This window comes from Burkholderia sp. WAC0059, assembly GCF_002870125.1.
Lineage (GTDB): Bacteria > Pseudomonadota > Gammaproteobacteria > Burkholderiales > Burkholderiaceae > Paraburkholderia.
The window spans coordinates 144395-170150 of record NZ_PNEO01000001.1; the positions used below are offsets into that span (position 1 = coordinate 144395).

Annotated in this window: 21 protein-coding genes; 8 read left to right on the forward strand and 13 right to left on the reverse strand. The window is 69.0% G+C overall.

Features of this window, described 5'->3' with window-relative positions; all coding sequences use genetic code 11:
• Window positions 1-315: 315 nt before the first annotated feature.
• Window positions 316-1671 carry a chloride channel protein gene (locus CY652_RS00685; protein WP_102128755.1) on the reverse strand — a complete coding sequence of 452 codons (1356 nt, stop codon included), beginning with the start codon at window positions 1669-1671 and terminating at the stop codon, window positions 316-318.
• A gap of 529 nt (window positions 1672-2200) precedes the next feature.
• On the opposite strand from CY652_RS00685, the gene CY652_RS00690 reads away from it, so the two are divergent.
• The gene (locus CY652_RS00690; RefSeq protein ID WP_102128756.1) at window positions 2201-3745 is read left to right on the forward strand and encodes a methyl-accepting chemotaxis protein; all 1545 of its coding nucleotides are present in this window, start codon (window positions 2201-2203) and stop codon (window positions 3743-3745) included.
• A gap of 76 nt (window positions 3746-3821) precedes the next feature.
• Here CY652_RS00690 and CY652_RS00695 read toward each other — a convergent pair whose 3' ends face one another.
• The 7 genes from CY652_RS00695 to CY652_RS00725 all read right to left on the reverse strand — a co-directional run bounded on the left by CY652_RS00695 (window position 3822) and on the right by CY652_RS00725 (window position 13409).
• On the reverse strand, window positions 3822-5684 hold the full coding sequence (locus tag CY652_RS00695; protein WP_180970356.1) for a gamma-glutamyl-gamma-aminobutyrate hydrolase family protein: 1863 nt from the start codon (window positions 5682-5684) through the stop codon (window positions 3822-3824).
• Between the two features lie 412 nt (window positions 5685-6096).
• On the reverse strand, window positions 6097-7734 hold the full coding sequence (locus tag CY652_RS00700; RefSeq protein ID WP_102128758.1) for a gamma-glutamyltransferase family protein: 1638 nt from the start codon (window positions 7732-7734) through the stop codon (window positions 6097-6099).
• A gap of 54 nt (window positions 7735-7788) precedes the next feature.
• Window positions 7789-8682 (reverse strand): ABC transporter permease, encoded by an 894-nt coding sequence (locus CY652_RS00705; protein WP_102128759.1) that lies wholly within the window; start codon window positions 8680-8682, stop codon window positions 7789-7791.
• A complete protein-coding gene (locus CY652_RS00710; RefSeq protein WP_102128760.1) occupies window positions 8682-9626 on the reverse strand; it encodes an ABC transporter permease in 945 nt (314 codons plus the stop codon). Before CY652_RS00710 ends, CY652_RS00705 begins: the two co-directional genes overlap by 1 nt.
• Window positions 9627-9636: 10 nt before the next feature.
• Window positions 9637-11142, reverse strand: a complete 1506-nt coding sequence (locus CY652_RS00715; RefSeq protein WP_102128761.1) for an ABC transporter substrate-binding protein — start codon at window positions 11140-11142, stop codon at window positions 9637-9639.
• 51 nt (window positions 11143-11193) lie between these two features.
• Window positions 11194-12381, reverse strand: a complete 1188-nt coding sequence (locus tag CY652_RS00720) for an ABC transporter ATP-binding protein (RefSeq protein ID WP_102128762.1) — start codon at window positions 12379-12381, stop codon at window positions 11194-11196.
• Complete coding sequence (locus tag CY652_RS00725; protein WP_102128763.1) at window positions 12378-13409, reverse strand: ABC transporter ATP-binding protein; 1032 nt, start codon at window positions 13407-13409, stop codon at window positions 12378-12380. Before CY652_RS00725 ends, CY652_RS00720 begins: the two co-directional genes overlap by 4 nt.
• A gap of 127 nt (window positions 13410-13536) precedes the next feature.
• Here CY652_RS00725 and CY652_RS00730 point away from each other — a divergent pair, with 127 nt between their 5' ends.
• The 7 genes from CY652_RS00730 to CY652_RS00760 all read left to right on the forward strand — a co-directional run bounded on the left by CY652_RS00730 (window position 13537) and on the right by CY652_RS00760 (window position 19978).
• Window positions 13537-14403: a LysR substrate-binding domain-containing protein gene (locus CY652_RS00730; protein ID WP_102129001.1), complete on the forward strand. Its 867-nt coding sequence runs from the start codon at window positions 13537-13539 to the stop codon at window positions 14401-14403.
• A 164-nt stretch (window positions 14404-14567) separates the two neighbouring features.
• Window positions 14568-15413: an oxidoreductase gene (locus CY652_RS00735; RefSeq protein ID WP_102128764.1), complete on the forward strand. Its 846-nt coding sequence runs from the start codon at window positions 14568-14570 to the stop codon at window positions 15411-15413.
• A 297-nt stretch (window positions 15414-15710) separates the two neighbouring features.
• Window positions 15711-16034: a DUF4148 domain-containing protein gene (locus CY652_RS00740; RefSeq protein ID WP_102129002.1), complete on the forward strand. Its 324-nt coding sequence runs from the start codon at window positions 15711-15713 to the stop codon at window positions 16032-16034.
• 284 nt (window positions 16035-16318) lie between these two features.
• Window positions 16319-17137, forward strand: coding sequence for a hypothetical protein (locus tag CY652_RS00745; RefSeq protein ID WP_102128765.1), 819 nt, complete (start codon window positions 16319-16321; stop codon window positions 17135-17137).
• A 130-nt stretch (window positions 17138-17267) separates the two neighbouring features.
• Window positions 17268-17600 (forward strand): DUF2322 family protein, encoded by a 333-nt coding sequence (locus tag CY652_RS00750; protein ID WP_102128766.1) that lies wholly within the window; start codon window positions 17268-17270, stop codon window positions 17598-17600.
• 145 nt (window positions 17601-17745) lie between these two features.
• Window positions 17746-18804: a HoxN/HupN/NixA family nickel/cobalt transporter gene (locus CY652_RS00755; RefSeq protein ID WP_102128767.1), complete on the forward strand. Its 1059-nt coding sequence runs from the start codon at window positions 17746-17748 to the stop codon at window positions 18802-18804.
• Window positions 18805-18901: 97 nt separating this feature from the next.
• The gene (locus tag CY652_RS00760) at window positions 18902-19978 is read left to right on the forward strand and encodes a DMT family transporter (RefSeq protein ID WP_102128768.1); all 1077 of its coding nucleotides are present in this window, start codon (window positions 18902-18904) and stop codon (window positions 19976-19978) included.
• A gap of 12 nt (window positions 19979-19990) precedes the next feature.
• Here the strand turns inward: CY652_RS00760 and CY652_RS00765 are convergent, their stop codons facing one another.
• The 5 genes from CY652_RS00765 to CY652_RS00785 form a co-directional block, all read right to left on the reverse strand.
• Window positions 19991-20311, reverse strand: a complete 321-nt coding sequence (locus CY652_RS00765; RefSeq protein ID WP_180970357.1) for a hypothetical protein — start codon at window positions 20309-20311, stop codon at window positions 19991-19993.
• Between the two features lie 529 nt (window positions 20312-20840).
• A complete protein-coding gene (locus CY652_RS00770; protein ID WP_102128769.1) occupies window positions 20841-22385 on the reverse strand; it encodes an efflux transporter outer membrane subunit in 1545 nt (514 codons plus the stop codon).
• Window positions 22382-23419 (reverse strand): efflux RND transporter periplasmic adaptor subunit, encoded by a 1038-nt coding sequence (locus CY652_RS00775; protein ID WP_102128770.1) that lies wholly within the window; start codon window positions 23417-23419, stop codon window positions 22382-22384. The genes CY652_RS00770 and CY652_RS00775 overlap by 4 nt, the downstream gene beginning before the upstream one ends.
• Complete coding sequence (locus CY652_RS00780) at window positions 23416-23625, reverse strand: DUF1656 domain-containing protein (RefSeq protein ID WP_102128771.1); 210 nt, start codon at window positions 23623-23625, stop codon at window positions 23416-23418. The genes CY652_RS00775 and CY652_RS00780 overlap by 4 nt, the downstream gene beginning before the upstream one ends.
• A 52-nt stretch (window positions 23626-23677) precedes the next feature.
• Complete coding sequence (locus CY652_RS00785; RefSeq protein WP_102128772.1) at window positions 23678-25756, reverse strand: FUSC family protein; 2079 nt, start codon at window positions 25754-25756, stop codon at window positions 23678-23680.

Genomic DNA, 25756 nt, shown 5'->3' on the forward strand with positions numbered 1-25756 from the left:
TGATCCGTCATGCTCTTCCCCTCTTCTTCCGCTGTTTTTCTTTTCTCCCTGGTTTACGAAGCTTGCGACGGCAAGGCGTTTTCGCGCGCGGTTACGCGACGCTTTCAACGCAACGTGAACGGAATGAACGGTTGCCTCGTGTTTCGCAACATCGGACAGCGATGTGGCGGCGGCACCGGTTCGTGTAGCTTCCTTGTCTTGCGCCGCTTATGATTCGGATGACTGAGGATTAAGGGCAGCCTACCCTGCGCCGCGCAACCGTTATTCGGCGCGCGCGAAAGAAAGCGCAAGGCAGGCGGGGAAGGCGGACGGCGTTTATCGCGAGCGGTTCGTCGTGCCGGCCGGTTGCGGGTCCGATGCCGCCATCCGCGGCACGGCGGCCGGACGCGGACGGGCGGCGCGGGTTTGCAGCAGCTTGAAGGTCGAGACCGATCCGGCCGTACAGAACGCCATCGGAATCAGGAAGTCGTGGCCGACACGCGTGAATTCGAACATCAGCACGATGGCGGTCAGCGGCATCTGCATGGATGCCCCGAGGAATGCCGCGGCGCCCACGATCGCGAACGCGCCCGTCGTCGCGCCGGGCCACGCGAGGCTCCACGCTCCGCCCAGCACGATGGCGAGCAGCGCGCCGTTGGTCAGGCCCGGCGTGAGCAGGCCGCCCTCGGCGCCCGCGCGCAGGCTGCCGGCTTCGATGGCGACCTTGAGAAGCAGCAGGACGGCGGCGAGGCCGATGGCGAGGTCGCCGTCGAACGAGAGGCCGGCCGGCCCCTTGCCGTTGCCGGCCAGTTGCGGGAAGTAGATGGCGAGCAGGCCGATTACCGCGAAGTTGAGCACCGAGAGGAGGATCAGGCGCGCGTCCTTCGGCGCGTTCGCGCGGGCGCTCGTCGTGATGCGCACGAAGTACCACGCGGCGAGGCCAAACACTGGGCCGAACAGCGCGGACCAGACGACGAGCGGTTCGCTCAGCGCGAGCGCCGGCACGGCATATTGATGATCGTTGCCGAGTCCGATCCAGGCCACGATGGCGGCCAGCGCGGAGGTGACGACGGCGGGCACGAGCGCCGACCATTCGAACGTGCCGAGCAGGACTTCGAGCACGAACAGCGCGCCGCCGAGCGGAACGTTGTAGACCGCGGCCAGACCGGCGCCGGCGCCGCAGGCGACCATGATGCGGCAGTCGGCGCTGCTGAGCCCGGCGCGGTGCGCGAGCCAGCCGGCCCAGACCGCGCCGATCTCGCGCGGGGCGACCTCGCGGCCGAGCGGCGAGCCCATCGCGACCGTGATGATCTGCAGTAGGGCGTGGGCAGTCGTGCTGACGATCGGCATGCGCGGATCTTTCGAACCGACCGCCTTCTTGATGCTCACGAGCGGGCGGCCGAAGCGGTAGACCGCCCACCAGCCGAAGCCGGCGATAAGCCCGCACAGCACGAAGACGGCGACGCGGCGCAGCGGCGCGGCCGCGCTCACGCCGCTCAGGAAACTCTCGTCGCTGATGACGTGGTCGAGGCTGTAGCCGTAGGAGAGGTGCTGGATGGCGTGCAGCAGCAGCGCGAGCAGCATGCCGCCGAGGCCGGCGCCGAGGCCGGTCAGCAACGTGACGACGGACAGGACGACGAGCGAGCTGCGCGGTTCGGGCGTCGGAGCGGAAGGCGTCGGGGCGGCGTTCATGGCATGCCAGGGCAATGAGTAATGGATCGGGGTTGATGACTTACACGCATCTTACCTTTATTGCAATATGATATAGATGAATTATTGGTTTATATCAATGATCTATACTCATGACGGGGTTCCATGCAAGGGGCTACGCGCTGCGGGGTTCCCCTGCGAGCTCGATGATATTCGCGAGTCATTCGCCGGGGAATTAGCAAGACAGATCCCGGCATTGAAATCGATTATCGCCGAATGGCGATGTGCGGGGCGCTTGCATGGCAACCGCTGAAAGCGGAAATACCGGAGACGATTTCAAGGGAGCGGGGCGCGTAATGGCGCCGCTGGTTTGACATCCGGCGGCTTTGGCCAGCGGCGGGCGTCCGGCCGATTTTCTCCCTCAATGCCGGATCGTACCGACCGTGCCGTCCATGCCATCCGGCGAATCGCGGCATCCGGTTTGCCGCGGAAATTAAAGATTTTTATTCGAGCGCCGTTAGCTGATTAATCCCGTCCGTCGATCGGTCGCATTCAAACAGAAAGAAACGGCATGCTTAAAATCCCCTTCTCGAAACGCCTCTGGATTCCGGTGATCGTCAGCCTCCTGTGTCTGGCGGTCGTTTCGGTCATCTACGCCTACGAGCTGCGCGAGGTGCGCCTCGACGAGCGCAAGGCCGCGCTCGAGGAAGTCACGCAAAGCGCGATCGGCATCGTCGAGGCCGATGCGGCGAGAGTCTCGGCCGGCACGATGAGCCTCGCGGACGCGCAGAAGGACGCGCTCGCCAGGGTCCGCGTCATGCGTTTCGGCGACACGGGCTATTTCGCCGTGGCCGACACCAACGTGAATATCCTGATGCACGCGTTCCTGCCGAAGCTCGAGGGCACCAACGCGAGGAATCTGCACGATCCCAACGGCGTCTACATGTGGGCGGACCTCGTGAAGATCGCCGAGGATCACGGCAGCGGCTTTCTCACCTACATCTGGCCGAAACCCGGTTCGACGACGCTCGCGCCCAAGCTCGGCTACGTGGCCGAATACAAGCCCTGGGGCTGGATTCTGCTGACGGGCCTCTACATCGACGACATCCAGACCGCCTTCTGGCATTCGCTCTATCAACTGCTGGCCGTGCTGGTCGTCGCGGGCGTCCTGCTCGCGGCGACGGCGGCCTACGTGAATCGCGGCCTGCGCCGCGCGCTCGGCGGCGAGCCCGAATACGCGGCCGAGATCGTCAATCAGATCGCCGACAACAATCTGTCGCTCGACGTGGACGTCCGCCCCGGCGACGACAGCAGCCTGTTGAGCGCGATGAAACGCATGCGGGCCCAGCTCGTCTCCGCGATCGGCACGATCAAGACGTCCGCCGAGTCGATCGCCACGGCCAGCAGCCAGATCGCGGCCGGCAACCAGGATCTCGCGCATCGCACCGAGGAGCAGGCCGCCTCGCTGGAACAGACGGCGGCCAGCATGGAAGAGCTCAGCACGGCCGTGGGGCGCAATACGGAAAATGCCCAGCAGGCGACTGACGTTGCCGCGCAAACGTTAAAGGTGGCCGAGCAGGGCGGCGAGGTGGTGGGGCGCGTGGTGCAGACCATGGAGGGCATCAGGGCCAGCTCCGACCGCATCGCCGGGATCGTCGACATGATCGACGGCATCGCGTTCCAGACCAACATCCTCGCGCTGAACGCGGCCGTCGAGGCGGCGCGGGCCGGCGAGCAGGGACGCGGCTTCGCCGTCGTGGCTTCCGAGGTCCGCAGCCTCGCGCAGCGCTCGGCGACGGCGGCGCGCGAGATCAAGGCGCTGATCGAGGAGGCGGCGTCGCGCGTCGAGCAGGGTTCCGGGTTCGTTCAGGAGGCCGGCACGACCATGGAGGAGGTGACGCGCGCCGTGCATCGCGTCAGCGCGCTGATGACCGAAATCTCGGCGGCCTCGCGGGAGCAGAGCCTCGGCGTCGAGCAGGTGCACCAGGCGATCGGCCACATGGATGCCGTGACCCAGCAGAACTCCGCGCTCGTCGAGCAGGCGACCGCCGCGGCGCATTCGCTCGATTCTCAGGCGGGCGACCTCAAGACGGTCGTGGCCGCGTTCCGGTTGTAGGCGGCGCGCGACTCCCTTCTGCACTTCCGTGGCGCGGCCGGCTTCGTCGCCGCGTCAGGAGCGTACGGGGCGCACGTCAGGCCTCGTGCGTGGATGCCGTTTCGGCCGGTGCCGGATGATGGCGCCGGCTTAGCGCCCCGATCACGGCCTTCTTCTTGCGGTAGGTGTCGGCCGCCGTCGAAAGGATTTTCCAGAGCTCGTCGTTGTTCGGCGACATGTAGCGGATGATGCCGCTTTCGACGATGTCCGCAGGATTTCTCAAGCCGGGGTCGTGGTCTCCCGGCGTGCGGGCTGACTGCGAAAGCTGCGCCAGCTTCGCGTCGCTCAACTCGGTGCCGGTCGCGTTCGCGCTGTCGAGGAACTCGGGATGGAACTGCACGCCGATGATGGGTGCCGCGCCCGAGTAGATGGGCTCGACGGCCATGATCCAGTCGTTGCGGATGATGGCCGGCTCGATGTACCGAAGGCGTTCCTGGTGTTCGGGAACGGCCTGGTGGTGATAGACGGCGGTTTGCAGGTTCTTCAGCGCGCCGCGGTAGAGCCCCTCGATGCCGTCGCGCCGGCCTGTCGCCGGCAGACGTCTCACGCCTTTCTGGTCGTCGCCGATGTGCTGAAGCAGCGTCGCGCCGAAGTAGACGCTCGTCATCTGGAAGCCCCGGCAAATCGCCATCAACGGCACACCCTTCTTGAGCGATTCGCGGATGAGCGCCAGCTCCATGATCGAGCGCCGGTAGTCGCCGCCCCAGTTCGTGTGCTCGCCTTCCGGTTCACCGTATAGCTCCGGCGGCACGTCCTCGCCGCCGGGCAGCACGACGGCGTCGCTTTGCCCGACGAGCGTCCGGGCCTTGGCGACGATCGCGTTGATGGCCGGATTCTCGTCGCCGTTGCGCTCGGCGGCCTCGTCTGCGAGCGTCAGCAACTGCTGGGCGATCGACTTGCCGGACGCGTCGTCGCGGCGCACCTGGCCGAGCAACCGCTCGACTTCGGCGTTCAGCGCGTCCTTCGACTGCGCCGGCGATTGCATGGCGACGCGCAGCGTCAGGACGTCAGCGACGTCCTGTAGCTTGGCGCCGACTCTCGGCACGCTGACGCCGCGGCTGCCCGGAGAGACGAGCGTTGCGACGGCCGGCTTCGTCGTGCCGGCGGTGTTCGCCGTCTCGCCGTCGAGGTCGAAGCGGCCGGCGGCGCCGTCGAGAAACGCGTTCTTTACGTTGCTGCGGACGATCCGCGAATTCGAGATCGAACTGTTCAGGAAGTGTGTGCCGCGCAGCGTGCAGCCGTCGAACGTCGAGTCGGCGATGGTCGCGTCTTCGAAGCTGCCGTCGACGATTTCCCGACATTCGCGAAAGTCGACGTCGGCCAGTTTCGCTCCGACGAACATCGTGTTGCGCAGGCTGCTGTTCTCGAACGTGCACCTGTCCAGCCGGGCCTCGCCGAACGAGGCATGGTCGAACTTGCAATGTTTCCATCGGCAATCCGAAAAGTCGGCGTCGGCGAGCGCGTCCCAATTGAACGTGCAGCGCTCGAACTCGACGTCCTTCACGCTGGCTTTCGAGAGCGAGAGCCCGCCGTTGCCGTCGAACGCACCGCCCGTAAGCCGTTTCTCGTAGCCGGCCTGTTCCAGCGCCGCGGCGAGATCGAGCCGGCCGTCTGCCGTGCGCGGGCCCCCGGTTTCGCCGTCGAGCAGGCGTTTGAGTTCGCGAGGGGAAATTTCGTCGGGTTTTCCCTCGCGTTCCGGCGGGGCGGGGCGTGCTCCGTCTTCCGGTCCGGTCGAATGTCGCCGCTTCGCGGGGACCGTGCGGGGCGGCAATGCGAAAAGTCCGGGCACCGTCGAGCGTGTCGTCGCGGTGCGCGTGGACGGTGGCGTGCCGGCTAGAGTATCGGGACGATCGGGCGGATTTTCGGTCTTCGGGGCTGCGGCCTTCAGGTCAATCTTCATCGCGCGGCCTGACCGGTTGGGTAGCGAGTAGTCGATGCGTTCGTCGTGCAGCGCCGCTGAGGAAGCACAGGGCCTGCCACGACGAAGCATGCTAAAAATTCGGCACGGTTCCGTCTACGAATTTTTTTTCCGAATCAAACGGGAGAAAGAGATAACGCGGACGAACAGGAGAAGTCATGCCGTCATTGCATACGAAACGATGTTTTCTTGTCGTACTGCTCATCGTGGCCGCGACGATGCTGTCCGGTTGCGGATTGTTTGGCTGCGGGGCCGCGGCGGCGAATGGCGCCTTTCTCGGCGGGTGCCATGCCGGCGTGAGGTTTTGATCGGGTAGGGGTTGCCGGGCGGCGCGGATGGGTGCGGGAACAGGAACGGGCCGGACGCGATCGTGCGTCCGGCCCGACTTGCGGCGTCAGAACCCCGCGGCCAGCCCGTCGCGGCGGCTGTCGCTCGCGGCCACGTAGCCGCGCTCGGGTTCGTTGCGGTCGAGGCGCCAGATGTACTGGCCCGAGCCGAAGTCCATGTACGGATCGTCGATCGACTTGATGACGTGGCCGCGCTCGGCGAGCGCGCGCGCGCAGCCGGCGTCGAGCGTCGATTCGATGTCGATCGTGAAGTCGCGGTTCACCTTCCAGCGCGGCGCGTCGCAGGCGGCCTGCGGCTGCTGGCCGTAGTCGAGCATCCGCACGACCGACTGCAGATGGCCTTGCGGCTGCATGTCGCCGCCCATCACGCCGAAGCTCATGACGGCCTCGTCGCGGCCGTCGACGCGCTGCGTCAGGAACGCGGGGATGATCGTGTGGAACGGACGCTTGCCGCCTTCCACGACGTTCGGCGAGCGCGGGTCCGTCGAGAAGCCGTAACCGCGGTTCTGCAGCGAGATGCCCAGGTCGGGCACGACGACGCCCGAGCCGAAGCCCATGTAGTTCGACTGGATGAAGCTCACCATCATGCCGCGCTCGTCGGCCGCCGACAGGTAGATCGTGCCGCCGGCCTTCGGCATGCCGAACGTGAACTGCGTCGCGCGGCGCGGGTCGATCAGCTTCGCGCGTTGCGCAAGATAGGCCGGGTCGAGCATTTCCCGCGGCGTGACTTCCATCGCGCGCGGGTCGGCGACGTAGCGGTACACGTCGGCGAAGGCGAGCTTCATCGCCTCGATCTGCAGATGCTGCGATTCGATGCCGTCGAGCGGCAGCGCGCCGAGATCGAACTGTTCGAGGATGCCGAGCGCGATCAGCGCGGCGATGCCCTGACCGTTGGGCGGAATCTCGTGGACGGTGTAGCCGCGATAATCCTTCGCAATCGGCTCGACCCAGTCCGCGCGGTAGTTGCGCAGGTCCGCGACGGTCATCGCGCCGTCGCCTTCGCGCGCGAACGCGGCGATGCGCTCGGCGATCTCGCCTTCGTAGAACGCGCGCGGGCCCTGTTCGGCGAGCAGGCGCAGTGTCTTCGCGTGGCCCGGCAGGCGCACGAGTTCGCTCACGTCGGGCGCGCGGCCGTTCGGCATGAAGGCCGCGGCGAAGCCGGGCTGGTTGCGCAGGTCGGGAACCGCGGCGGCCCATTTGTGGGCGACGACGGATGCCACCGCGTGGCCGCGCTCGGCGAGCTCGATGGCCGGTTCGAGCAGGTCGGCGAACGGCAGCGAGCCGAACTTGCCGTGCAGCGCTTCCCAGCCGGCGATCACGCCGGGCACGGTGGCCGCATCCCAGCCGCGCGTCGGCTTCTTCGCGAGGCCGTTCGCCTCGCCGTAGCGGCGGCGGAAGTAGTCGACGTTCCAGGCAGCGGGCGCGACGCCCGAGGCGTTGAGCCCGTGCAGCTTCGTGCCGTCCCAGACGAGCGCGAACGCGTCGCCGCCGAGGCCGCACGACACCGGCTCGACGACGGTGAGCGCGGCGGCGGCGGCAATCGCGGCGTCGATGGCGTTGCCGCCTTTCCAGAGCATGCGCAGGCCGGCCTGCGCGGCGAGCGGCTGCGAAGTCGAGACGATGTTGCGCGCGAACACGGGCAGGCGCGTGGTCGGATACGGGTTTTGCCAGTCGAAGCGGGTCATGAAAAGCTCGCGTGAAAAGGGTGAGGGGCGAGACCGTCGCGCCCGGGGCCGCCGTCAGGTTTCGCGCGGATCGAGCGCGTCGCGCAGCCCGTCGCCGAGCAGATTGAAGCCGAGCACCGCGAGGAAGATCGCGATGCCCGGGAAAATCGACATCCACGGCGCCTGGCTGACGAAGTCCTTGGCGGTGTTGAGCATCGAGCCCCACGAGGGCGCCGGCGGCAACTGGCCGAGGCCGAGAAACGACAGGCTGGCCTCGGCGATGATCGCCATGGCGACGGTCAGGCTTGCCTGCACGATAATCGGTGGGAGCACGTTCGGCAAGATGTAGCGCACGATGATCGGGAAATGTCCCAGGCCGATGGCGCGCGCGCCCTCCACGTAATCCTCGGCCTTCACGGCGATGGCCTGGCCGCGCGCGAGCCGCACGAAGCGCGGCATCGCCGAAATGCCGATGGCGGCCATCGCGTTCGCGAGGCTCGGGCCGAGGAACGCGGCGAGCGCGATGGCGAGGATCAGGAACGGGATCGACAGCAGCGCGTCCGCGAGCCGCGAGATCACGCCGTCGACGAGCCGGCCGAAGTAGCCGGCCATGAGCCCGAGCGGCACGCCCACGATCACCGCGATGCCGACCGACACCACGCCCGCGAGCAGCGAGGCGCGCGCGCCCCAGATCAGCCGGCTCAGCACGTCGCGGCCCAGCTCGTCGGTGCCGAACCAGTGCGCGGCCGACGGCGCCTCGCGCACGTCCATGAAGCTCGTCTGCAGCGGATCGGCGGGCGAGATCCACGGTGCGAGGAGCGCGACCGCGATCGTCACGAGCACGATGAGCGCGCCGGCCACGGCCGCGCGGTTGCGCACGAAGCGCGCGAGGCGGCGCCAGCGCCGGCGCGGCGCCACGGCGGCCGCGCGCGCGTCCGGGTCGAGGGGAGAGGCGGGCGTCGTGGCCATCAGCTATGCCTGAGTCGCGGGGTGAGCAGGATGTAGAGCACGTCGGCGCAGAGGTTCACGACGATGAAGCCGAGCGCGGTGACGAGCACCACGCCCTGCACGACGGCATAGTCGCGGTTGAACACGGCGTCCACGACGAGCTTGCCGAAGCCGGGGATCGTGAACACCTGCTCGGTCAGCACCGCGCCCGCGAGCAGTTCGCCGAACAGCAGCGCGAGCACCGTGACGACGGGCACGAGCGCGTTGCGCAGCGCGTGCCGCACGACCACGGTGCCGCGCAGCAGGCCCTTGGCGCGGGCCGTGCGGATGTAGTCGGTGCGCAGCACCGTGAGCATCGCGCTGCGCGTGTGGCGCATTAGTTGCGCGCCGAGCGCCGCGCCGAGCACGAACGCGGGCATCAGCATGGTCTTGATGCTGAGCCAGAAATCCTCGGTGGGCGGCACGTAGCCCGACGAGGGCAGCAGGTGCCAGCGCACCGAGACGAGGAAGATCAGCATGATGCCGAGCCAGAAGTTCGGGATCGACATGCCCGAGAGCGCGAGGACGTTCGCGCCGTAGTCGAGCGGGCTGCCGCGGTTCGCGGCCGAGAGGACGCCGGCCGGAATGCCGATGCCGATCGCGAAGACCATCGCCATGGCCGCGAGCTGCAGCGTGACGGGCAGCTTCTGCGCGATCAGCGTCGTGACCGGCTCGTCGGTGCGCAGCGACGTGCCGAGGTTGCCGTGCGCGATGTCGCGGACCCAGTACGCATACTGCACGGGCACGGGCCGGTCGAGGTGGTACTTCACGCGCAGCGTGGCGATCAACTGCGGGTCCTGGTCCTCGCCCGCCATCGCCATGACCGGGTCGCCGGGCAGCAGCTTCTGCAGGCCGAAAATCAGCATCGACACGAGGATCAGCGTCGGCACGGCGACGATCAGGCGGTTGGCGACGACGCGCAGCATGGCGAGCTCCCTACCCCTTGAGGCTGACGCCGCGCAGCCGGATCAGCCCGTCCGGGTAGGGCACGAAGCCCTGCACCTTCTTCGAGAGCGCGAACGGCCAGGGCTGCACGTAGAGGTAGACGATCGGGTCCTCGTCGGCGAGGATCTTCGCGGCCTGGTCGTAGAGCGCCTTGCGCTGCGCCGGGTCGGTCTTCGTGCGCGCGGCGTCGAGCAGGTTGTCGACCGCCGGGTTGCAGTAGTGCCCGTAGTTCAGGTTGCCGCTGCAGGTGTTGAACTGGTGCAGATTGCCGTCCGGATCGACGCGGCCCGACCAGCCCGTGTAGAGCGCCTCGAAGTCGCCGTTGTGCGCGGCGTTGAGCGCGGCGGCGTAGTCGGTCGGCCGCAGCCTGAGGTTGATGCCGGCCTCGGCGAGCATCGCCTGGAGCATCTGCGCGACCTGGCTCGCCACCGTGTTGTTGCCGAACGTGAGTTCGACGTCGAGGTGCGGGTGGCCGGCGGCCTGCAGGAGCGCCTTCGCCTTCGCGACGTCGCGGTGCGTCATCGGCAGCGCCGCGTCGAAGTACGGGCTCGAGGGCGGCAGCCCCTGGTTGGCGGGCGCGAAGAGACCCGCGCCGATCACCTTGTTGAGGGCGTCGCGGTCGATGGCGAGTTCGAACGCCTCGCGCACGCGCTTGTCGCGCAGCGGCGTGTTGCTGCGCGGACCGTTGGCGATGTTGAACGTGACGTTGTAGAAGCCGAGGCCGCTCACGGGCACGAACTGCAGGTTCGGGTCGCTCTTCACGGTGGCGACGTCGGACGGCGCGAGACGCTCGACCATGTCGAGCGAGCCCGAGCGCAGGTTCGCGAGCCGCACGGTGGCGTCGGGAATCGGCAGGAAGATCACGCGCTGGATTGGGTAGTGGCTCGCGTCCCAGTAGCCGTCGAATTTCTCGAGCACGATGCGGTCGTTCTGCACGCGCTGCACGAACTTGTACGGACCCGAGCAGACCGGATGCGTGGCGACGCCGTCGGCGTTCGCGAGCGTGTCGGGCGCGAGCATCATGCCGGCGCGGTCGGTGAGCGTGGCGAGCAGCGCGGCGTCCGGGGCCTTGAGCACGATAGAGACCGTGTACGGATCGACGACGACGACGTGATCGACCGACGCGAGCTCGCTCTTGCGGTTGCTCGTCGGCAGCGTGCGATAGCGGTCGAGGTTCGCCTTCACGGCCGCCGCGTTGAACGGCTCGCCGTCCTGGAACTTGACGCCCTGGCGCAGCTTGAACGTGAGCGTCTTGCCGTCGGCGCTCGTGGTCCACGAGGTCGCGAGCATCGGCACGATCTTCAGGTTCGGGCCGATGTCGACGAGCGAGTTGCACAGCGAGCTGAACACGATGCGGTCGGCCACCTGCACGCTGCGCGCGGGGTCGAGCGAGCCGACGTCGTCCTGCATGCCGATGCGCAGGGTCGGGCCGGTCTGCTGGGCCAGCGCGCTCGTGGCGCTCACGGCCAGGGCGGCGGCAATCAGGAGTTTTCGCATGCGTGGGGTTCCTCTTTCCGTTTTTTTCAGGTCGGCCAGGCCGGAGGGCCGTCAGGCCGGCGCGGGGTTGCGTGTCGGATTAGATGCGGGATGGGATGCCGGATCGGTTCCGGCGTCGTCGCGGCGGCGCTGGCGGTCGCGGTAGAGCGCGAGCCGCTCCGCGAGCTTCGGGCTCGCGCTCGCGACGAGCGGCGCGCCGGCGCCCGCCTGCTGGATCTCCTGCCAGAAATGACAGGCGATCTGGCGTCCGCCGGGCAGCGTCTGCGCCGGCGGTTTCGCTTCGGCACAGAGCGGCTTCGCGTGCGGGCAGCGCGGATGGAAACGGCAGCCCGGCGGCGGCGCGGTCGGGCTCGGCAGGTCGCCCGAGGCGAGCGGCCGGGCGCGCGCCTCGCCGGGCCGGCGGGCCGGAATCGCGCCGAGCAGCGCCTGCGTGTACGGATGCAGCGGCGCGTCGAACAGATCGTCGACGCGCGCCTGCTCGACGATCTCGCCGAGATACATCACGGCGACGCGGTCGCTCATGTGGCGGATGACGGCGAGGTCGTGCGAGATCATCACGAGCGTGAGGCCGAACTGCGCCTTGAGCTGCTCGAGCAGATTGATGACCTGCGCCTGCACCGAGACGTCGAGCGCGGACACGGGCTCGTCGCCGACGATGAGCCCCGGCTCGCCGGCGAGCGCGCGCGCGATGCCGATGCGCTGACGCTGGCCGCCGGAGAATTCGTGCGGATAGCGCTCGCCCCACGCCGGTTGCAGGCCGACCGTCTGCAGCAGTTGCGCGACGCGCTCGCGCTGCGCCGCGCCGCGCGCGAGGCCGTGCAGCGCGATCGGCTCGCCGACGATCTGCTCGACGGTCATGCCGGGGTTCAGCGAGGCGAACGGGTCCTGGAAGATGAGCTGCATGTGGCGGCGCAGCCGGCGCAGCGGCGCGCCCGAGAGATGCGTGATGTCCTTGCCCCGGTAGAGCACGCGGCCCTCGGTCGAATCGATGAGGCGCAGCAGCAGCCGGCCGAGCGTGGACTTGCCGCAGCCCGATTCGCCGACGATCGCGAAGGTCTCGCCCTCGCGGACCGCGAGCGAGACGTCGTGCACGGCATGCACCGTCGGCGCGCGCGTGAAGAGATGGCGCGTGCCGCCGAACTGCTTCGTCAGCGCGCGTGCCTCGATGACGGGGGGCGCCGGATGCGCGGGCGCGGGCGGCCGTTGCCGCTCGGGCGGGCCCTTGGGAAGCGTGCTCATGCGTGGGCCTGTTGCAGGGGCGGTGCCGCGAACTGCTCGACGGGCGCGAACCAGCACGCAACCTCGTGGTCGCCGGGCGCGGCGCTCACGGCTCGCCGCGGCGGCGCGGCCTCGACGCAGCGCTCCGCCGCGAACGGACAGCGCGGCGCGAAGCGGCAGCCGGGCGGCATCCGCTCGGGCGAGGGCACCGAGCCGTCGATCGTCGCGAGCGCGCCCTCGCGCCTGCCGGTCGAGGGAATCGCGCCCATCAGCCCGATCGTGTAGGGATGCTGGGGGTCGTCGAACAACTCGCGCGCCGTGCCGTATTCGACGATGCGCCCCGCGTACATGACGGCCACGTGGTCGGCCACCTCGGCCACGACGCCGAGGTCGTGCGTGATGAGGATCATCGCCGTGCCCGTTTCGGCCTGCAGGTTGCGCACGAGCGCGAGCACCTGGGCCTGGATCGTCACGTCGAGCGCCGTGGTGGGTTCGTCGGCGATCAGGAGACGCGGCGCGTTGGCGAGCGCCATCGCGATCATCACGCGCTGGCGCATGCCGCCCGAGAGCTCGTGCGGCCACGCGTCGAGCCGCGCGCGCGGCGCGGGAATGCGCACGCGCTCGAGCATTTCGAGCGCGGCTTCGCGCGCCGCCTGGCGCGAGGCGCCGCGATGGCGGCGGATGCTTTCGGCAATCTGCTCGCCGATCGTGAACGCCGGATTCAGCGAGGTCATCGGCTCCTGGAAGATCATCGAGAGCCGGTTGCCGCGCAGGTCGGCGAGCTCGCGTTCGGCGAGCGTGAAGAGGTCGCGGCCCTCGAAGCGGGCGGTGCCGGCCACGCGCACGGCCGGCGGGCTCGGCAGCAGGCCCATCAGCGCAAGCGAGGTGACGCTCTTGCCGCAGCCCGACTCGCCGACGATGCACAGCGTCTTGCCGGCCTCGACCGAGAACGACACGTCGTCGACGAGATTCGGCATGTCGGCGGCGCGCGAAAACTTCAACGAAAAACCCTCGACGGCGAGAACGGGACGGCGCACGGCATCGGTCATTCGCACAGGCTCCACATCGGACTCGGCATCCTTTTCGGTCGGGGCGTCGGAGCCATTATGTGGTGCGCGAACGACGAGGAAATATTAATATTTCTTTTTCACGCTTAAATTTTTCTTGAACATGACGGTGCCGACCCTGCGGATGCTGAAGACCTTCCAGGCCGTGGCGCGAACGGGGTCGTTCGCGACGGCGGCAGAGAAGGTGGCGCTGACCCAGGCGGCCGTCAGCCTGCAGATGCGCGGGCTCGAACAGGCGCTCGGCCGGCAGCTTTTCAACCGCGACGCGCGCCAGGTCGTGCTGAGCCGCGCGGGACGCGAAATCCAGCCGAAGGTCGAGCAGATTCTCGAATTGCTCGACGCGCTCGGCTCGGCGCGGCCCGACTCGATGACGGGGCCGGTGACGATCGGCGCCGTGGTCTCGGTGATCGGCGCGCTGTCGCTCGTCGTCGCGCGCCTGAAGACGGTGCATCCGCAACTGGACGTGCGGCTGCTCGCGGCGCGCTCGGACGAGCTGGCCGGCATGGTCGAGGCAGGCGAGGTGGACATCGCGGCCGTGGTCGCGCAGCCCGACGCCATGCTGCCCGACACGCTGCGCTGGAGCATGCTCTACGCCGAGCCGATGGTGCTCGTCGCGAACCGCGAGCTCGTCGAGCCGGACGCGCGGCGCATCCTGCGCAACCACGGCTTCCTGCGCTTCGACCGGCGCGTGCGCACGGGCCTCGTCGTGCAGCAGGCGCTCGACGCGGCCGGCCTCGCCGTCAACGAATACCTCGAACTCAATTCGATCGAAACGATCGTCGCGCTGGTGCGCGAAAACGTGGGCGTCGCGGTGCTGCCGCTGCTGCACGGCGGCAACTGGCGCAACGACCCCACGCTGCGCGTGCTGCCGATCGCGGACCCGCCCGTGGTGCGCACGGTGGGGATGATCCAGCGCGTCTCCTACGACCGGCCCGGCATCACGCGGGCCATCATCGACACGCTGCACGAGGCCTGAGCGGTTCGCGGCGGTGCCGGGCCGGCTGCAGGCCCGGGCTGTGCTCGCTATCATCGAACGACCCACGCGGTTCCCGGCCGCGCTCCGCGTCCCGCTTCGCGGGTCCGCGGCGGCATGCGGCTCGTGCCCTTTCTTCCCGCTTTCCTTTCTCTCAAGGAGCTTTCATGAGTTCGACTACGACGCCTGTCTGGTTCATCACCGGCTGCTCCACCGGCTTCGGCCGCGAACTGGCGGAAGCCGTGATCGCGCGCGGCTGGCGCTGCGTGGCGAGCGCCCGCGAGAAGGCCTCGCTCGACGATCTCGCGCCGTCGGCGGGCGACCGCCTGCTGCGCGTGGCGCTCGACGTGACCGACAACCGCCAGATCGCGATGGCGGTCGAGGCGGCGCAAGCGCACTTCGGCACGATCGACGTCCTCGTCAACAACGCGGGCTACGGCTACCAGAGTTCGCTCGAAGAGGGCGTGGAGGAGGAGATTCGCGCGCAGTTCGACGCGAACGTCTTCGGCCTGTTCGCGATGACGCGCGCCGTGCTGCCGGTCATGCGCGTGCAGCGGCGCGGCCACGTGCTGAACGTGACGTCGGTGGCCGGCCTCGTGGGCTTTCCCGGCTCGGGCTATTACTCGGCGAGCAAGCACGCCGTCGAAGGCTTTTCCGATTCGCTGCTGGCCGAGGCCGGTCCGCTCGGCATCAAGGTGACCTGCGTCGAGCCGGGGCCGTTCCGGACCGACTGGGCGGGTCGCTCGCTCAGGCAGACGCCGAGCCGCATCGCGGACTACGTGGAGACCGCGGCCGCGCGGATGCAGCGCACCGCGCAACTGAGCGGCAAGCAGGTCGGCGATCCGGCCCGCGCGGCGCAGGCGATGATCCGCATCACCGAACTCGACGCGCCGCCGCGCCACCTGGTGCTCGGCGCGTTCGGCGTGGACGCGGTCGCGCAGCGGCTGCGCGCGGCGCTCGCGGACATCGAGGCCTGGCGCGACGTGGGCATCGCGACCGATTTCCCGGCGTAAGGAAAGGGCATCGAAAACGGGCACGCGAGTTTGCGCCGGGTTCGCGTCGGGTTTGCGTTTGCCGTGACGCACAACGTCCGTTCGCGTTTTCCGGCGCGGCGTCGCGCGCTGCCCGGTCCGGGCGCCGTTGCGACGCAGTACCGGCGGCGCGACGCAACGGCCGTGCCGCCTGCCGCCGCCGGCGTCAATAGTGATTTCCGATCCGCGCATTTGTTCTCGCGCGCGCACTTCCTAGACTGTGTATTAAGGGCTGAGGACAGATCGGTCTGCCGCCCTGCAAAAGTCGGAGGTGTGAAGATGAAAACGATCCTGAAGTCACTTGTCGTTGCTGCAGTCATTGCGGTTCCCGCGGTTTCGTTCGCGCAGTCCCAGTCCAACGGCCCGCTGACGCGCGCCCAGGTGACGGGCGAGCTGGCGCAACTCGAGCAGGCCGGGTATGACCCCGGCGCCAACGATGCCCACTATCCGGCGGACATCCAGTCGGCCGAAGCACGGGTCGCGGCCCAGAACGGCACGGCCGGCGCCGGCAGCGGTTATGGGCCGTCCACGAACGGCTCGTCGGCGTCCGGCGGCGGGAGCGCCGTCTATACCCCGCCGATTCCCGTTTATTTCGGGCATTGAGGGGATGCGCGGGCGGTGGTCGGCTTGAGGCCCGCTACCGCCTTGCCGTTATCTACTGGCATATAGAAACAAAACCCCCCCGGGGTTGGCGTGTCATGCGCCAGCCCCGGGGGGGTTGTTTTTGCGTCCGTCCGTTCAGGAATCGACGGCTCTTGCCGATAAGGAAATAAATAAAAAGGTGGTGTTTAATACGCGGGGCGATTTTTTGCTGCGAACCCGGGTCGGGCCCATCGGGCAGCGATAATAATTCAATAGAAATTCAGTAGAAGACGGAGAGCCTGTAGATGAAAAAAAACCGCGCGCTGACAGGGGCAATGCTGGCGATGCTTACGTTGTTGTCGGGGTGTATTCAATTCGTATCGGTCAAGGATATCGCGAAAGACGAGCCCGGTTATCTTGCCGCGAATTTCGGCGTTGATGCGCTGCCGGCCTCGGTCCGGAGCAGGCTGCCGGCAGCCGGCGCCCATCCGCTGCCGTTCCGGCAATTGATCGCGTCGGGCACGTTGACGGGCCACACCAATACGGCCCGGATCGACAGCGATTTCAAGGCGACGTTCATCAATGCCGGGGATACGGGCCTCGTGCAGGAGGTGCTCGAAGTCTCGGCAAACGGAATACCGAGCAATGTGTCGTTCAACATTTCCTATCTCAACATATACGAGCTGAAAGCAGAAACGGCGGCGTATGCGCAGTCGATCGCCTTCATTCCATTTATGGTGCATGGCGTCGACAACGATCAGTTCGCATTCGACGTGCCGAAGGAAGACGAAACCTACACGACCCGCTTCAGGATCGGGACGACCGTCCAGATCGCCAATTTTTCCTCGATGGTGGAAACCTGCCATGCCGGCCACTACTATCTGGCGTCGCAGATCAATCCGGCGCTGACCGGTAAGGCTATCGATCTCGACTGCGAAGAGACCCGGGACGGCATCGTCCAGAACAAGGGCCTTCATACGTACCTGACCGAGTACGGCATTGCGCTCAGCCGTTCGTTTGCGACCTCGACGGCGAAGCTCGAGTGGAATTACGGCGAATTCGAGAAGGACGGGCAAAAGACGCCGACCCGGCTCGACAAGGCGGTGGACGACAAGTCGGTGTGAGGCGAGCGCGTTTTTTGCGGAGTCGGGCGGGCTCGATCGATTCGACCGTCCGTTGCGCCACGCGTGCCGCCATGCCCTGCCCCCGAATCGGATAAGATGCGGCTCTTTCCAGCACTGCGGAGCGATTCAGGTGATTCAGCCGGGCAACGTATTCAAGGACAATCTCGCGCGCCTGCCGGCCATCGACGGCATCGAGCGCATCGATCTGCTCGACGGCAACGGGACCGTCGTGGCACGCATCGAGAACCAGCCCGGCAAGCAGGGCTCGCTCGCGGTGTATCGATACTTGCGGCAGACGTTCGGCACGCTGGACGCGAAGGCGGCCGAACACGGCCTCGCCGTGTTCGCCGAGCACACGGCCGACGCGCGCAATCGTCCGGGCGCCCACCCGAACGTCGATCGTCTGTTCGAGATCGCGGCCGGCGCGCCGGCGCTGCGCATCGAGGTCGTTGCCGCGACCTGAGCGCGCCGCGACTTTATCCGCGCGCGAGGAGACCTGGCATCGGCCGAGGTCCGCGTAGCGACGCCGGGCGGGGTGTCCCGACGGGTCGGCCGCGCGCTCCGGCGACCGCATGCAGCAAGGACAGCCCGACCCCAGGATCCATCCCATGTCTATCGTTTCGCCCTCGGCCTTGCCGCAGGGGAGCCTGCCCCGCCGCGTCGCCGGCATCTATTTCGTGCTCGCCCTCTTCAACGTCGGCGCCTGGGTCTGGGCGTTCGTTGCCTTCCATGCGCATCCGCTGCTGCTCGGCGCCGGTCTGCTCGCCTACGGTTTCGGCCTGCGCCACGCGGTCGACGCCGACCACATCGCCGCCATCGACAACGTCACGCGCAAGCTGATGCAGGACGGCCAGCGTCCCGTCACCGTCGGCTTCTTCTTCGCGCTCGGCCACTCCGCCGTCGTGCTGATCGTGGCGGCCGCGGTCGCCGCGACGGCGGCGGCGCTCGAGAGCCGCGTCGAGGCTTTGCGAGGCCCGTTCGGCATCCTTTCTACCGGCATCTCGGCGCTGTTCCTGTTCGTGATCGCGGCAATGAACGTCATCATCCTGCGCGGCGTCTGGCGCTCGTTCAACCGGGTGCGGCGCGGCGAGACGTACGACAGCGACGACCTCGATCTGCTGCTCAACAACCGCGGCCTGCTCGCGCGGCTGTTCCGGCCGCTGTTCCGGTTCGTCTCGAAGTCGATCTGGATGCTGCCGCTCGGCTTCCTGTTCGGTCTCGGCTTCGATACGGCGACGGAAGTGAGCCTGCTCGGCATCTCGGCGAGCCAGGCCGCGAACGGGGTGTCGATGGGCGTCGTGCTCGTGTTCCCCGTGCTGTTCGCGGCGGGCATGTCGCTCGTCGACACGACCGACGGCATCCTGATGCTGGGCGCCTACGACTGGGCGTTCGTGCGCCCGATCCGCAAGCTCTACTACAACCTGACGATCACGCTGGTGTCGGTGATCGTGGCCGTGCTGGTCGGCGGCATCGAGGCGCTGGGCCTCGTTGCCGACCCGCTCGGGCTGAAGGGCGGGTTCTGGGCGTTCATCGACATGCTCAACGACAACTTCAGCGATCTCGGCTTCATCATCATCGGCGTGTTCGTCTTCGCCTGGGCGGCTTCGTTCGTCATCTACCGGATCAAGGGTTACGACGATCTGCCGGCGAGCCCGGCCGGAAAATAGCGCTTTCCCGCATCGGGTCGGGGTCGTCCTCGCGCGAGGCGGCCGGCGGGCTCGCCGCGGTCACGGCCCCACGCCCCCCGCGTCCTGTTCCCCGACCATGCACTCGAGATTCAACGCCGTTTTCACCGCACTCGCCGCCGCCGCGCTGTTCGGCGCCGCCACGCCGCTCGCGAAAGTCCTGCTCGGCACGATGTCGGCGTTCATGGTGGCGGGCCTGTTCTATCTCGGCAGCGGCATCGGGCTCGGCCTCTGGATCGTCGTTCGCCGGCTTCGCCCGCACGCGGAAAAGCGGCCCGACGACCAGGGCTCGCGCATCCGCGCGGGCGAACTGCCCTGGCTGATCGGCGCCATCGCGGCCGGCGGCGTGGCCGGCCCGGCGCTGCTCATGCTCGGCCTCGCGAGCACGCCGGCCGCGACCAGCTCGCTGCTGCTCAATCTCGAAGGCGTGCTGACGGCCGTCATCGCGTGGAGCGTCTTCCGCGAGAACGTGGACTGGCAGGTGTTGTTCGGCATGGCGGCCATCGTCGCTGCGGGCGTCATGCTTTCGTGGCACGGGGCGGGCGGGGTTTCCTCCGGCGCGCTGCTGATCGTCGGCGCCTGCCTGTGTTGGGCCATCGACAACAACCTGACGCGCAAGGTCTCCGCGAACGACGCGGCCGTGATCGCCTGCCTGAAAGGGCTCGTCGCCGGCCCGACGAATCTCGTCGTCGCCTTCGCGACAGGCGCGTCGCTGCCGGGCGCCCCGGCCGTCGCGGCCGCGATGGCGACGGGGCTGGCCGGCTACGGGGTGAGCCTCGTCCTGTTCGTCGTCGCGCTTCGCCATCTCGGCACGGCCCGGACCGGCGCGTATTTTTCCGTCGCGCCGCTATTCGGCGTGGCGCTTTCGCTGCTCGTCTGGCCCGCGCTGCCGGGCGCGAGCTTCTGGATCGCGGCTGCGCTGATGGCGCTCGGCGTGTGGCTGCACGTGCGCGAACGACACGAGCACGCGCACACGCATGAACGGCTCGAACACACGCACCGGCATCGCCACGACGCGCATCATCAGCATGCGCACGATTTCCCCTACGACGGGGACGAGCCGCACGCGCATCCCCACGTTCATCTGCCGATGACGCATTCGCACGCGCATTACCCGGACATTCACCACCGTCATTCGCACCAGGGGCCGTCGTAAAGCGAGTTTTCGTTACGGCGAATCCCGCAGCGTCAGCGGCAGGCGCGGCGCGCGCCGGCGTTCGGGCGCGGCGGCCCGCCGGACGGCCGTCGCGGCCTCGCGGGCGGTGCGCTTGTCGAGCCGCTCGGCCAGCAGCTCGAGGAAAGCGGCGAGATCGTCCTCGCCATAGGCCGCCACGAAGGCGTTGCGTACTTCGTCGACGGCATCGGCCAGGCTCAGCGGCGTGAGCGTGCTGGCGATGTGCGAGCTGCCGCGCGCCAGCTCGAGGCTGTATGCGCGCTCGCACGAGGCGCGCACGGAAGCCGTGCAGCGCAGTTTCCGGACGTTGTTCATGGTCTCGTTCCGCTTGACGGTCGCGGTGGCCCGGGCCGGCCGTCTCTCCGTCGTCGTGTGGCGTTTCTCGTCTTGCGCACGGGCGGTTGCGGCGCGGCCCGGATGCGTAGCGCCATTTGATCCCGGCCCCGGCCGCGCGCGCAATCCCTGGAATCTGGTAATCGCGGGGCGGGCGGTGCCCAGTTATGCGAAGCCCGGGGCCTGGCCGACCCGGCCTTTCGCCGCGGCGAACCCGGGCACGGCCGCGCGAGCGAAGGTCGACGTCTGGTTGCGGCAGGATGCCGGCGGCCGGGTGCTCGTGGTTCTGGACGACGGCATGGGCTTCGATCCCGCCGCGGACGGCAACCGTATTGACGGAGACGGCGATGGCGGTTGGGCCGGGCTGTGCAGCGCGCGAGGCATCCCGGCGCGACGCTCGACATCGGATCGGCGCGCGGCGGCGCGGCCGTGCCGAGCCTGCGCGTCCGCTGGCGCGGTTCGTTACGGAAGCGGCGTCGGCCGCGCGGCGCGAGACGGCGTCAGGGGAGCGTCAAGGTGGCGGGACCGGCGTGGTGACGACCGCCTTCGAGCCGGCATCGGTCGTCGCCGTTTCGTCGGTTGCGGCCGGCGGAGGCTGATCGGCAGCGCCCTGGCCGTCGTCCGCCGTTTCCCACCCGCCGCCGAGCGAGAGGAAGAGCTGTACCTGGTCCGCCGCGACCTGACCTTCGGCGGCCGCGAGCGCGCCGCGCGCCGAGGTCAGCGCGCGCGTCGCGTCGAGGTCGGCGAGGAACGATTCGCGCCCGGCGACGTAGAGCTGGTGCGTCTGGTCCGCCGAGACCTGGGCAGACTGCAGCGCGGCGCGCAGCGCGTCGGCGCGCTGGTAGTCGGCCGCATAGGTGGCGAGGTTGCTCTGCACCTCGCGCAGCGCGTTCAGCACGACGCCGTCGAAGCGGGCCAGCGCGCCGCCCGTTTCGGCCTCGGCTTCGCGCACGCGCGCGCGCTGGCCGTTGGCCGGGAATTCCCAGTTGATCGTCGGACCGAAGGCCCAGCGCGTCGTGGCCTGGTTGCCGAGGTCGCCGAGCACGCCGGTCAGGCCCGTCGAGGCGCCGAAGCTGATGGTCGGATAGAGCGCGCCGACCGCCACGCCGATGCGCGCGGTGGCGGCGGCCAGTTGCCGCTCGGCCTCGCGCACGTCGGGGCGCCGCCGCAGCAGCGCGGCGCCGTCGCCGACGGGCAGCGGCTGGCTCAGCGTCGGCAACCGGTCGCAGGCGAGCGCGGCCGGCGGCAGGTCGTCGGGCGCGCGCGCGAGCAGCATCGCCAACTGGTATTGCGCGACGCGGCGCTGGCCGACGAGGCCCGGAATCTGGGCCGCGAGCGTCTCGGTCTGCGTCTGTCCGCTCGTCACGTCGGGCTCGTTGCCGCGTCCCGCGTCGCGCAGCCGGCGCGTAAGTTCCACGCGCTGTTTCTGCAGGGCGAGCGACTGTTGCGCGACGGCCAGCTCCTCGGCTGCCGAGCACGATTGAACGTAGGCGCGCACGACGGCGGCCGCGACCGTGACCCGCGCGAGGTCGCTGGCCGCGGCCGTGGCCTCGGTGTCGGCCCGAGCCGCCTCGACGCCGCGCCGCAGCTTGCCGAACAGGTCGAACTCGTAGGAGACGTTCAGGCCGATGTCGCCCTCGTCCGCGACGGGCACCTTGCTGAAGATGAGGTATTGCTCGCCGGCCTCCTGGGCGTGCTTGAACGCGGCCGACGCGCCGCCCGAGAAGCCGCCCTGCGCACGGGCGACGTCGAGCACGGCCCGTGCGCGCGAAAGATTGGCGGCCGCCACGCGCAGGTCGGTGTTGGACTTGAGCGCGTCTTCGACGAGTTCGTCGAGCACCGGGTCGTCGTAGAGCCGCCACCACATCGGCGGCACGCTCGTCTGCGCGACGGGGGCGTCGTTCGCGCCCGCGATCGGTCCGTGCGCGAGCGGCGCGTTGACGAGCGCGCGCCCCGGCAGCGCATAGTTGGGGCCGACGGTGCAGGCGGCGAGCGCGAGCGCGGCGGCGAGCGCGAGCGCGCCGCGCACCGGCCGGCGCGAAAGACGCCGTGTCATGGCGCGGCTCCCGACGCCGCGGGTTGCGTGTGCGCGCCGCTTGCGTCGCCTGTGCCGCTTGCGCTGTTTGCGCCGACACCCGCGCTCGCCCCGTTCGCGGCGCTCGCCGGCGACATGCCGGCCGCCGCGGCCCGGTTGGCGGCCAGTTCCTCGTGCCGCTGCTTCGGCGTCTCGGTGTGGACCGAGACGGTCGCGGTGCGGCCGGCGATCAGGCGGAAATCGGTCGGCACCTCGTTGAGCGCGACGCGTACCGGAATACGCTGCGCGAGCCGCACCCAACTGAACGCCGGGTTCACGTTGGGCAGCAGGTTCGGGCTCTGCGTGCTGTCGCGGTCCTCGATGGCGGCGACGATGCTCTGCACGTGTCCGTGCAGCACGTCCGGCTCGCCCATGATCTTGATGTCCACGGGCTGGCCGATGCGGATGCCGTGCAGCCGGGTTTCCTCGAAGTAGCCGTCCACGCGGAACGAGTGCATGTCGACGACCGAGACGACCGCGCGTCCCGCGAAGACGTATTCGCCCACGCGCGGCGCGCGGTCGTTCAGGTAGCCGTCGACGGGGCTCACGATGGTGGTGCGCTGCAGGTTCAGGCGCGCGGTGTCGAGCGCGACCTGTGCCTCGGCGTAGGCCGCGTCGTCCTGGTCCATGCGCGCGTGGCTTTCCTCGAGCACCTCGGCCGCGACGAGGTTGCCGAGCGTGACGTTGCGCGCGTATTCGCGCTTCGCCTCGTCGAGCGCCGCGCGCCGCTGCGCCAGCGTGGCCTCGGCCTCGCGCTCGGCGAGCGTGTAGCGCGCCTGGTCGATCACGAACAGCACCTGGCCGCGCCGGACCTGCTGGTTGTCGATCACGTCGACGCCCGTGACGAGCCCGGACACGTCGGGCGCCACCTGGATGACGTCGGCGTGCACGTGGCCGTCGCGCGTCCACGGCGAGAACATGTAGTACTGCACGAGGCGCCAGAGCACGAGCGCGGCCACGACGACGACGATGAGGGTCAGCAGGATCTGACCTGCGGAGAGCCAGGTTCTTTTCACGTTACCAGATGACGGGAGACGACGACGATGGCGCCGAGCACCAGCACGTAGATGCCGAGGTCGAAAATGGACTGGTGCCAGACGAAACGATAAAAGCCGATTCGCGTGAGAACGTTGCGAATGACGAGATTGAACAGGTACGCGACCAGCATCAGGACGAGCACGGACGGCACGAATACGCCGATGATGTCGATTTCGCCGATCATGGTCTGGGGCCCTGCCCGATGCCGATGCGGCGGGAAACGGAAAGCGCGCGCGTCATGCGGCCCCCTCGCCGGCGATGGGGCCCGCCGCGGTCGCCGCCGGGAAGAGCGACAGGCGCAGGCCTACGAGCGCGTGCAGCGTGTCGCGCAGGCGGTGCCGGAGCATTTGCGAGACGTCGTCGGCGCCGTGCGCGGCGACGCGGTCGAGCGCCGCGTCGATCGCGCCGAGCAGCGCGGGCGGCACCGGCTGGCGCGCGCGCCGCTTCGCGCATTCGGCGAAATAGGCGTTCACGTCGGCCATCACGCCGTCGACGCAGGCGAGCACGTCGCCCGTCAGCCGCCGGCGCGTACGGCGCAGGTCGAGCGCGTTGAGCGCGACGCGCAGGTCGCGAAAGCTCTCGATGGACGGATGGCGGTGGTCGTCGGACGCGGCGAGGCGCGGGATCAGTTGCATCAGGCGGTCGAGCATGCGCGAGTAGAGGTTGCGCTGGTCGTCGATCGGCTCGGTCGAGGCGGTCAGCGCGACGTCGCTCCAGCTCGAGACGAGCAGGCGCCGCGCGGCCAGCTCGGCGCCGAACGGGCGCGTCGCGCGGGTCCAGACGAACGCGTAGAGCAGCCCCGCGACGCCCGAGAGGTTGCTGTTCAGGAACACGAGGACGTCCGTGTCGTAGGCGCTCTGGATGCTGATGAAGGTGGCCGTGTTGACGGCGACGAGCATCGTCACGAGGTTGAACTGGGGGCGCGGAATCAGCGTGCCGACGAGGATGAACGGCCCGGCGAACATGAGCGCGAGCATCGGAAAGTCGTGCACGTGCGGCAGCACGACGAAGAGATAGAGGCCCGCGAGCACCACGGCGATGCAGGTCGCGAAGAAGAAGCGGAACACCTGCGGGGCCGGCTCGTCGAGCGCGGCGAAGAAGCAGCAGGCCACGGCCGCGAGCGTTACGCCGCTCGCGCCGTCGTTCCAGCCGGAGCTGATCCACAGGCCGCAGGCGACCACGATGGCGCCGACGGCCGAGGCCGTCGAGAACAGCATCATGCCGCGGTCGTAATAGCGCTCGGTGCCGCCGAGCCGCCAGTGGCGAAAGCGCGGGCGCCACACGCTGCGCTCGTGCGCGATCGCCGCGCGCAGCGAGCGGCAGTCCTGCCAGACGTCGACGAGCTGGCGCAGCCGCCACAGCGCGTTGGAGAGCAGCGCGCCGTCCCAGCCCGCGAGCGCGCCGGCGGAGGGCTGCAGCGCCGCGATCTGCCGGCGCAGCGCGTCGGCGGCCGGGTCCGCGCCGTCGTCGCGCGCGGCGTTGGCGAGCGGCGCGTCGAACCAGCGCGCCGCGTCGGCGAGCAGCGCCTCGAGTCCCTCGGGCAGCGTGCGCATGTCGGCGAGCAGCGCGGCGAGCGGGTCGCCGAGCGCGGAGATGATGGGCATGAAGATCTGCATGCGGCCGCGCAACGTCTGCGCGCGCGTGATGGCCTGCGGATGCGCGTTGTCGTAGCTGAGCTGGCTCAGCAGGAACTCGAGGCCGTTGGCCGTGGTGGCGAGCCGCTGCCGGCAGGCCGAGATCTGCGTGCCGGCGATGCGCCCCGAAAGCGTTTCGCGGCCGTAGAACGCGGCGTCGCGGAACCAGGCGTCGGTGCGCTCGATCAGCGTCGGCGCGAGGCGGCTCGGCAGCACGGCGCTGCCGACGACGCTCGCGCAGACGATGCCGAGCGTGATCTCCTCGGTGCGGGCGATCGCGAGGTCGAACACGGCGCCCGGATCGGTCACGGCCGGCAGCGCGATGAGCGGCATGGTGTAGCCCGCGAGCATGAACACGTAGCTGCGCGCGGTGCGGTCCGAGATGGCGAGGTAGAGCAGCACGCCGGTCCAGAGCGCGACGACGAGGCTGAAGAGCCAGGGCGTCTCGACGAACGGCGGCACGAGGGCGATCGCCCCGACCGCGCCGAGCGCGGTGCCGAGCGCGCGGTAGAGCGCCTTGGAGCGCGTCGCGCCGACGAACGGGTTCGAGACGATGTAGACGGTCGCCATGGCCCAGTACGGGCGCGGCAACTGGAAGATGAGGCCGAGGTAGAGCGCGAGGATCGATGCGGCGAAGGTCTTGACCGAGAAGAGCCAGTCGCGGACGGAGGGGTAGACCAT

Coding starts and splice junctions, on each gene's coding strand:
- CY652_RS00765 (WP_180970357.1), bottom strand. CDS start 20,311: ATGAACAACGTCCGGAAACTGCGCTGCACGGCTTCCGTGCGCGCCTCG.
- CY652_RS00745 (WP_102128765.1), top strand. CDS start 16,319: ATGAAAAAAAACCGCGCGCTGACAGGGGCAATGCTGGCGATGCTTACG.
- CY652_RS00685 (WP_102128755.1), bottom strand. CDS start 1,671: ATGAACGCCGCCCCGACGCCTTCCGCTCCGACGCCCGAACCGCGCAGC.
- CY652_RS00710 (WP_102128760.1), bottom strand. CDS start 9,626: ATGCTGCGCGTCGTCGCCAACCGCCTGATCGTCGCCGTGCCGACGCTG.
- CY652_RS00700 (WP_102128758.1), bottom strand. CDS start 7,734: ATGACCCGCTTCGACTGGCAAAACCCGTATCCGACCACGCGCCTGCCC.
- CY652_RS00735 (WP_102128764.1), top strand. CDS start 14,568: ATGAGTTCGACTACGACGCCTGTCTGGTTCATCACCGGCTGCTCCACC.
- CY652_RS00770 (WP_102128769.1), bottom strand. CDS start 22,385: ATGACACGGCGTCTTTCGCGCCGGCCGGTGCGCGGCGCGCTCGCGCTC.
- CY652_RS00690 (WP_102128756.1), top strand. CDS start 2,201: ATGCTTAAAATCCCCTTCTCGAAACGCCTCTGGATTCCGGTGATCGTC.
- CY652_RS00720 (WP_102128762.1), bottom strand. CDS start 12,381: ATGAGCACGCTTCCCAAGGGCCCGCCCGAGCGGCAACGGCCGCCCGCG.
- CY652_RS00785 (WP_102128772.1), bottom strand. CDS start 25,756: ATGGTCTACCCCTCCGTCCGCGACTGGCTCTTCTCGGTCAAGACCTTC.
- CY652_RS00715 (WP_102128761.1), bottom strand. CDS start 11,142: ATGCGAAAACTCCTGATTGCCGCCGCCCTGGCCGTGAGCGCCACGAGC.
- CY652_RS00705 (WP_102128759.1), bottom strand. CDS start 8,682: ATGGCCACGACGCCCGCCTCTCCCCTCGACCCGGACGCGCGCGCGGCC.
- CY652_RS00760 (WP_102128768.1), top strand. CDS start 18,902: ATGCACTCGAGATTCAACGCCGTTTTCACCGCACTCGCCGCCGCCGCG.
- CY652_RS00695 (WP_180970356.1), bottom strand. CDS start 5,684: ATGAAGATTGACCTGAAGGCCGCAGCCCCGAAGACCGAAAATCCGCCC.
- CY652_RS00740 (WP_102129002.1), top strand. CDS start 15,711: ATGAAAACGATCCTGAAGTCACTTGTCGTTGCTGCAGTCATTGCGGTT.
- CY652_RS00725 (WP_102128763.1), bottom strand. CDS start 13,409: ATGACCGATGCCGTGCGCCGTCCCGTTCTCGCCGTCGAGGGTTTTTCG.
- CY652_RS00755 (WP_102128767.1), top strand. CDS start 17,746: ATGTCTATCGTTTCGCCCTCGGCCTTGCCGCAGGGGAGCCTGCCCCGC.
- CY652_RS00780 (WP_102128771.1), bottom strand. CDS start 23,625: ATGATCGGCGAAATCGACATCATCGGCGTATTCGTGCCGTCCGTGCTC.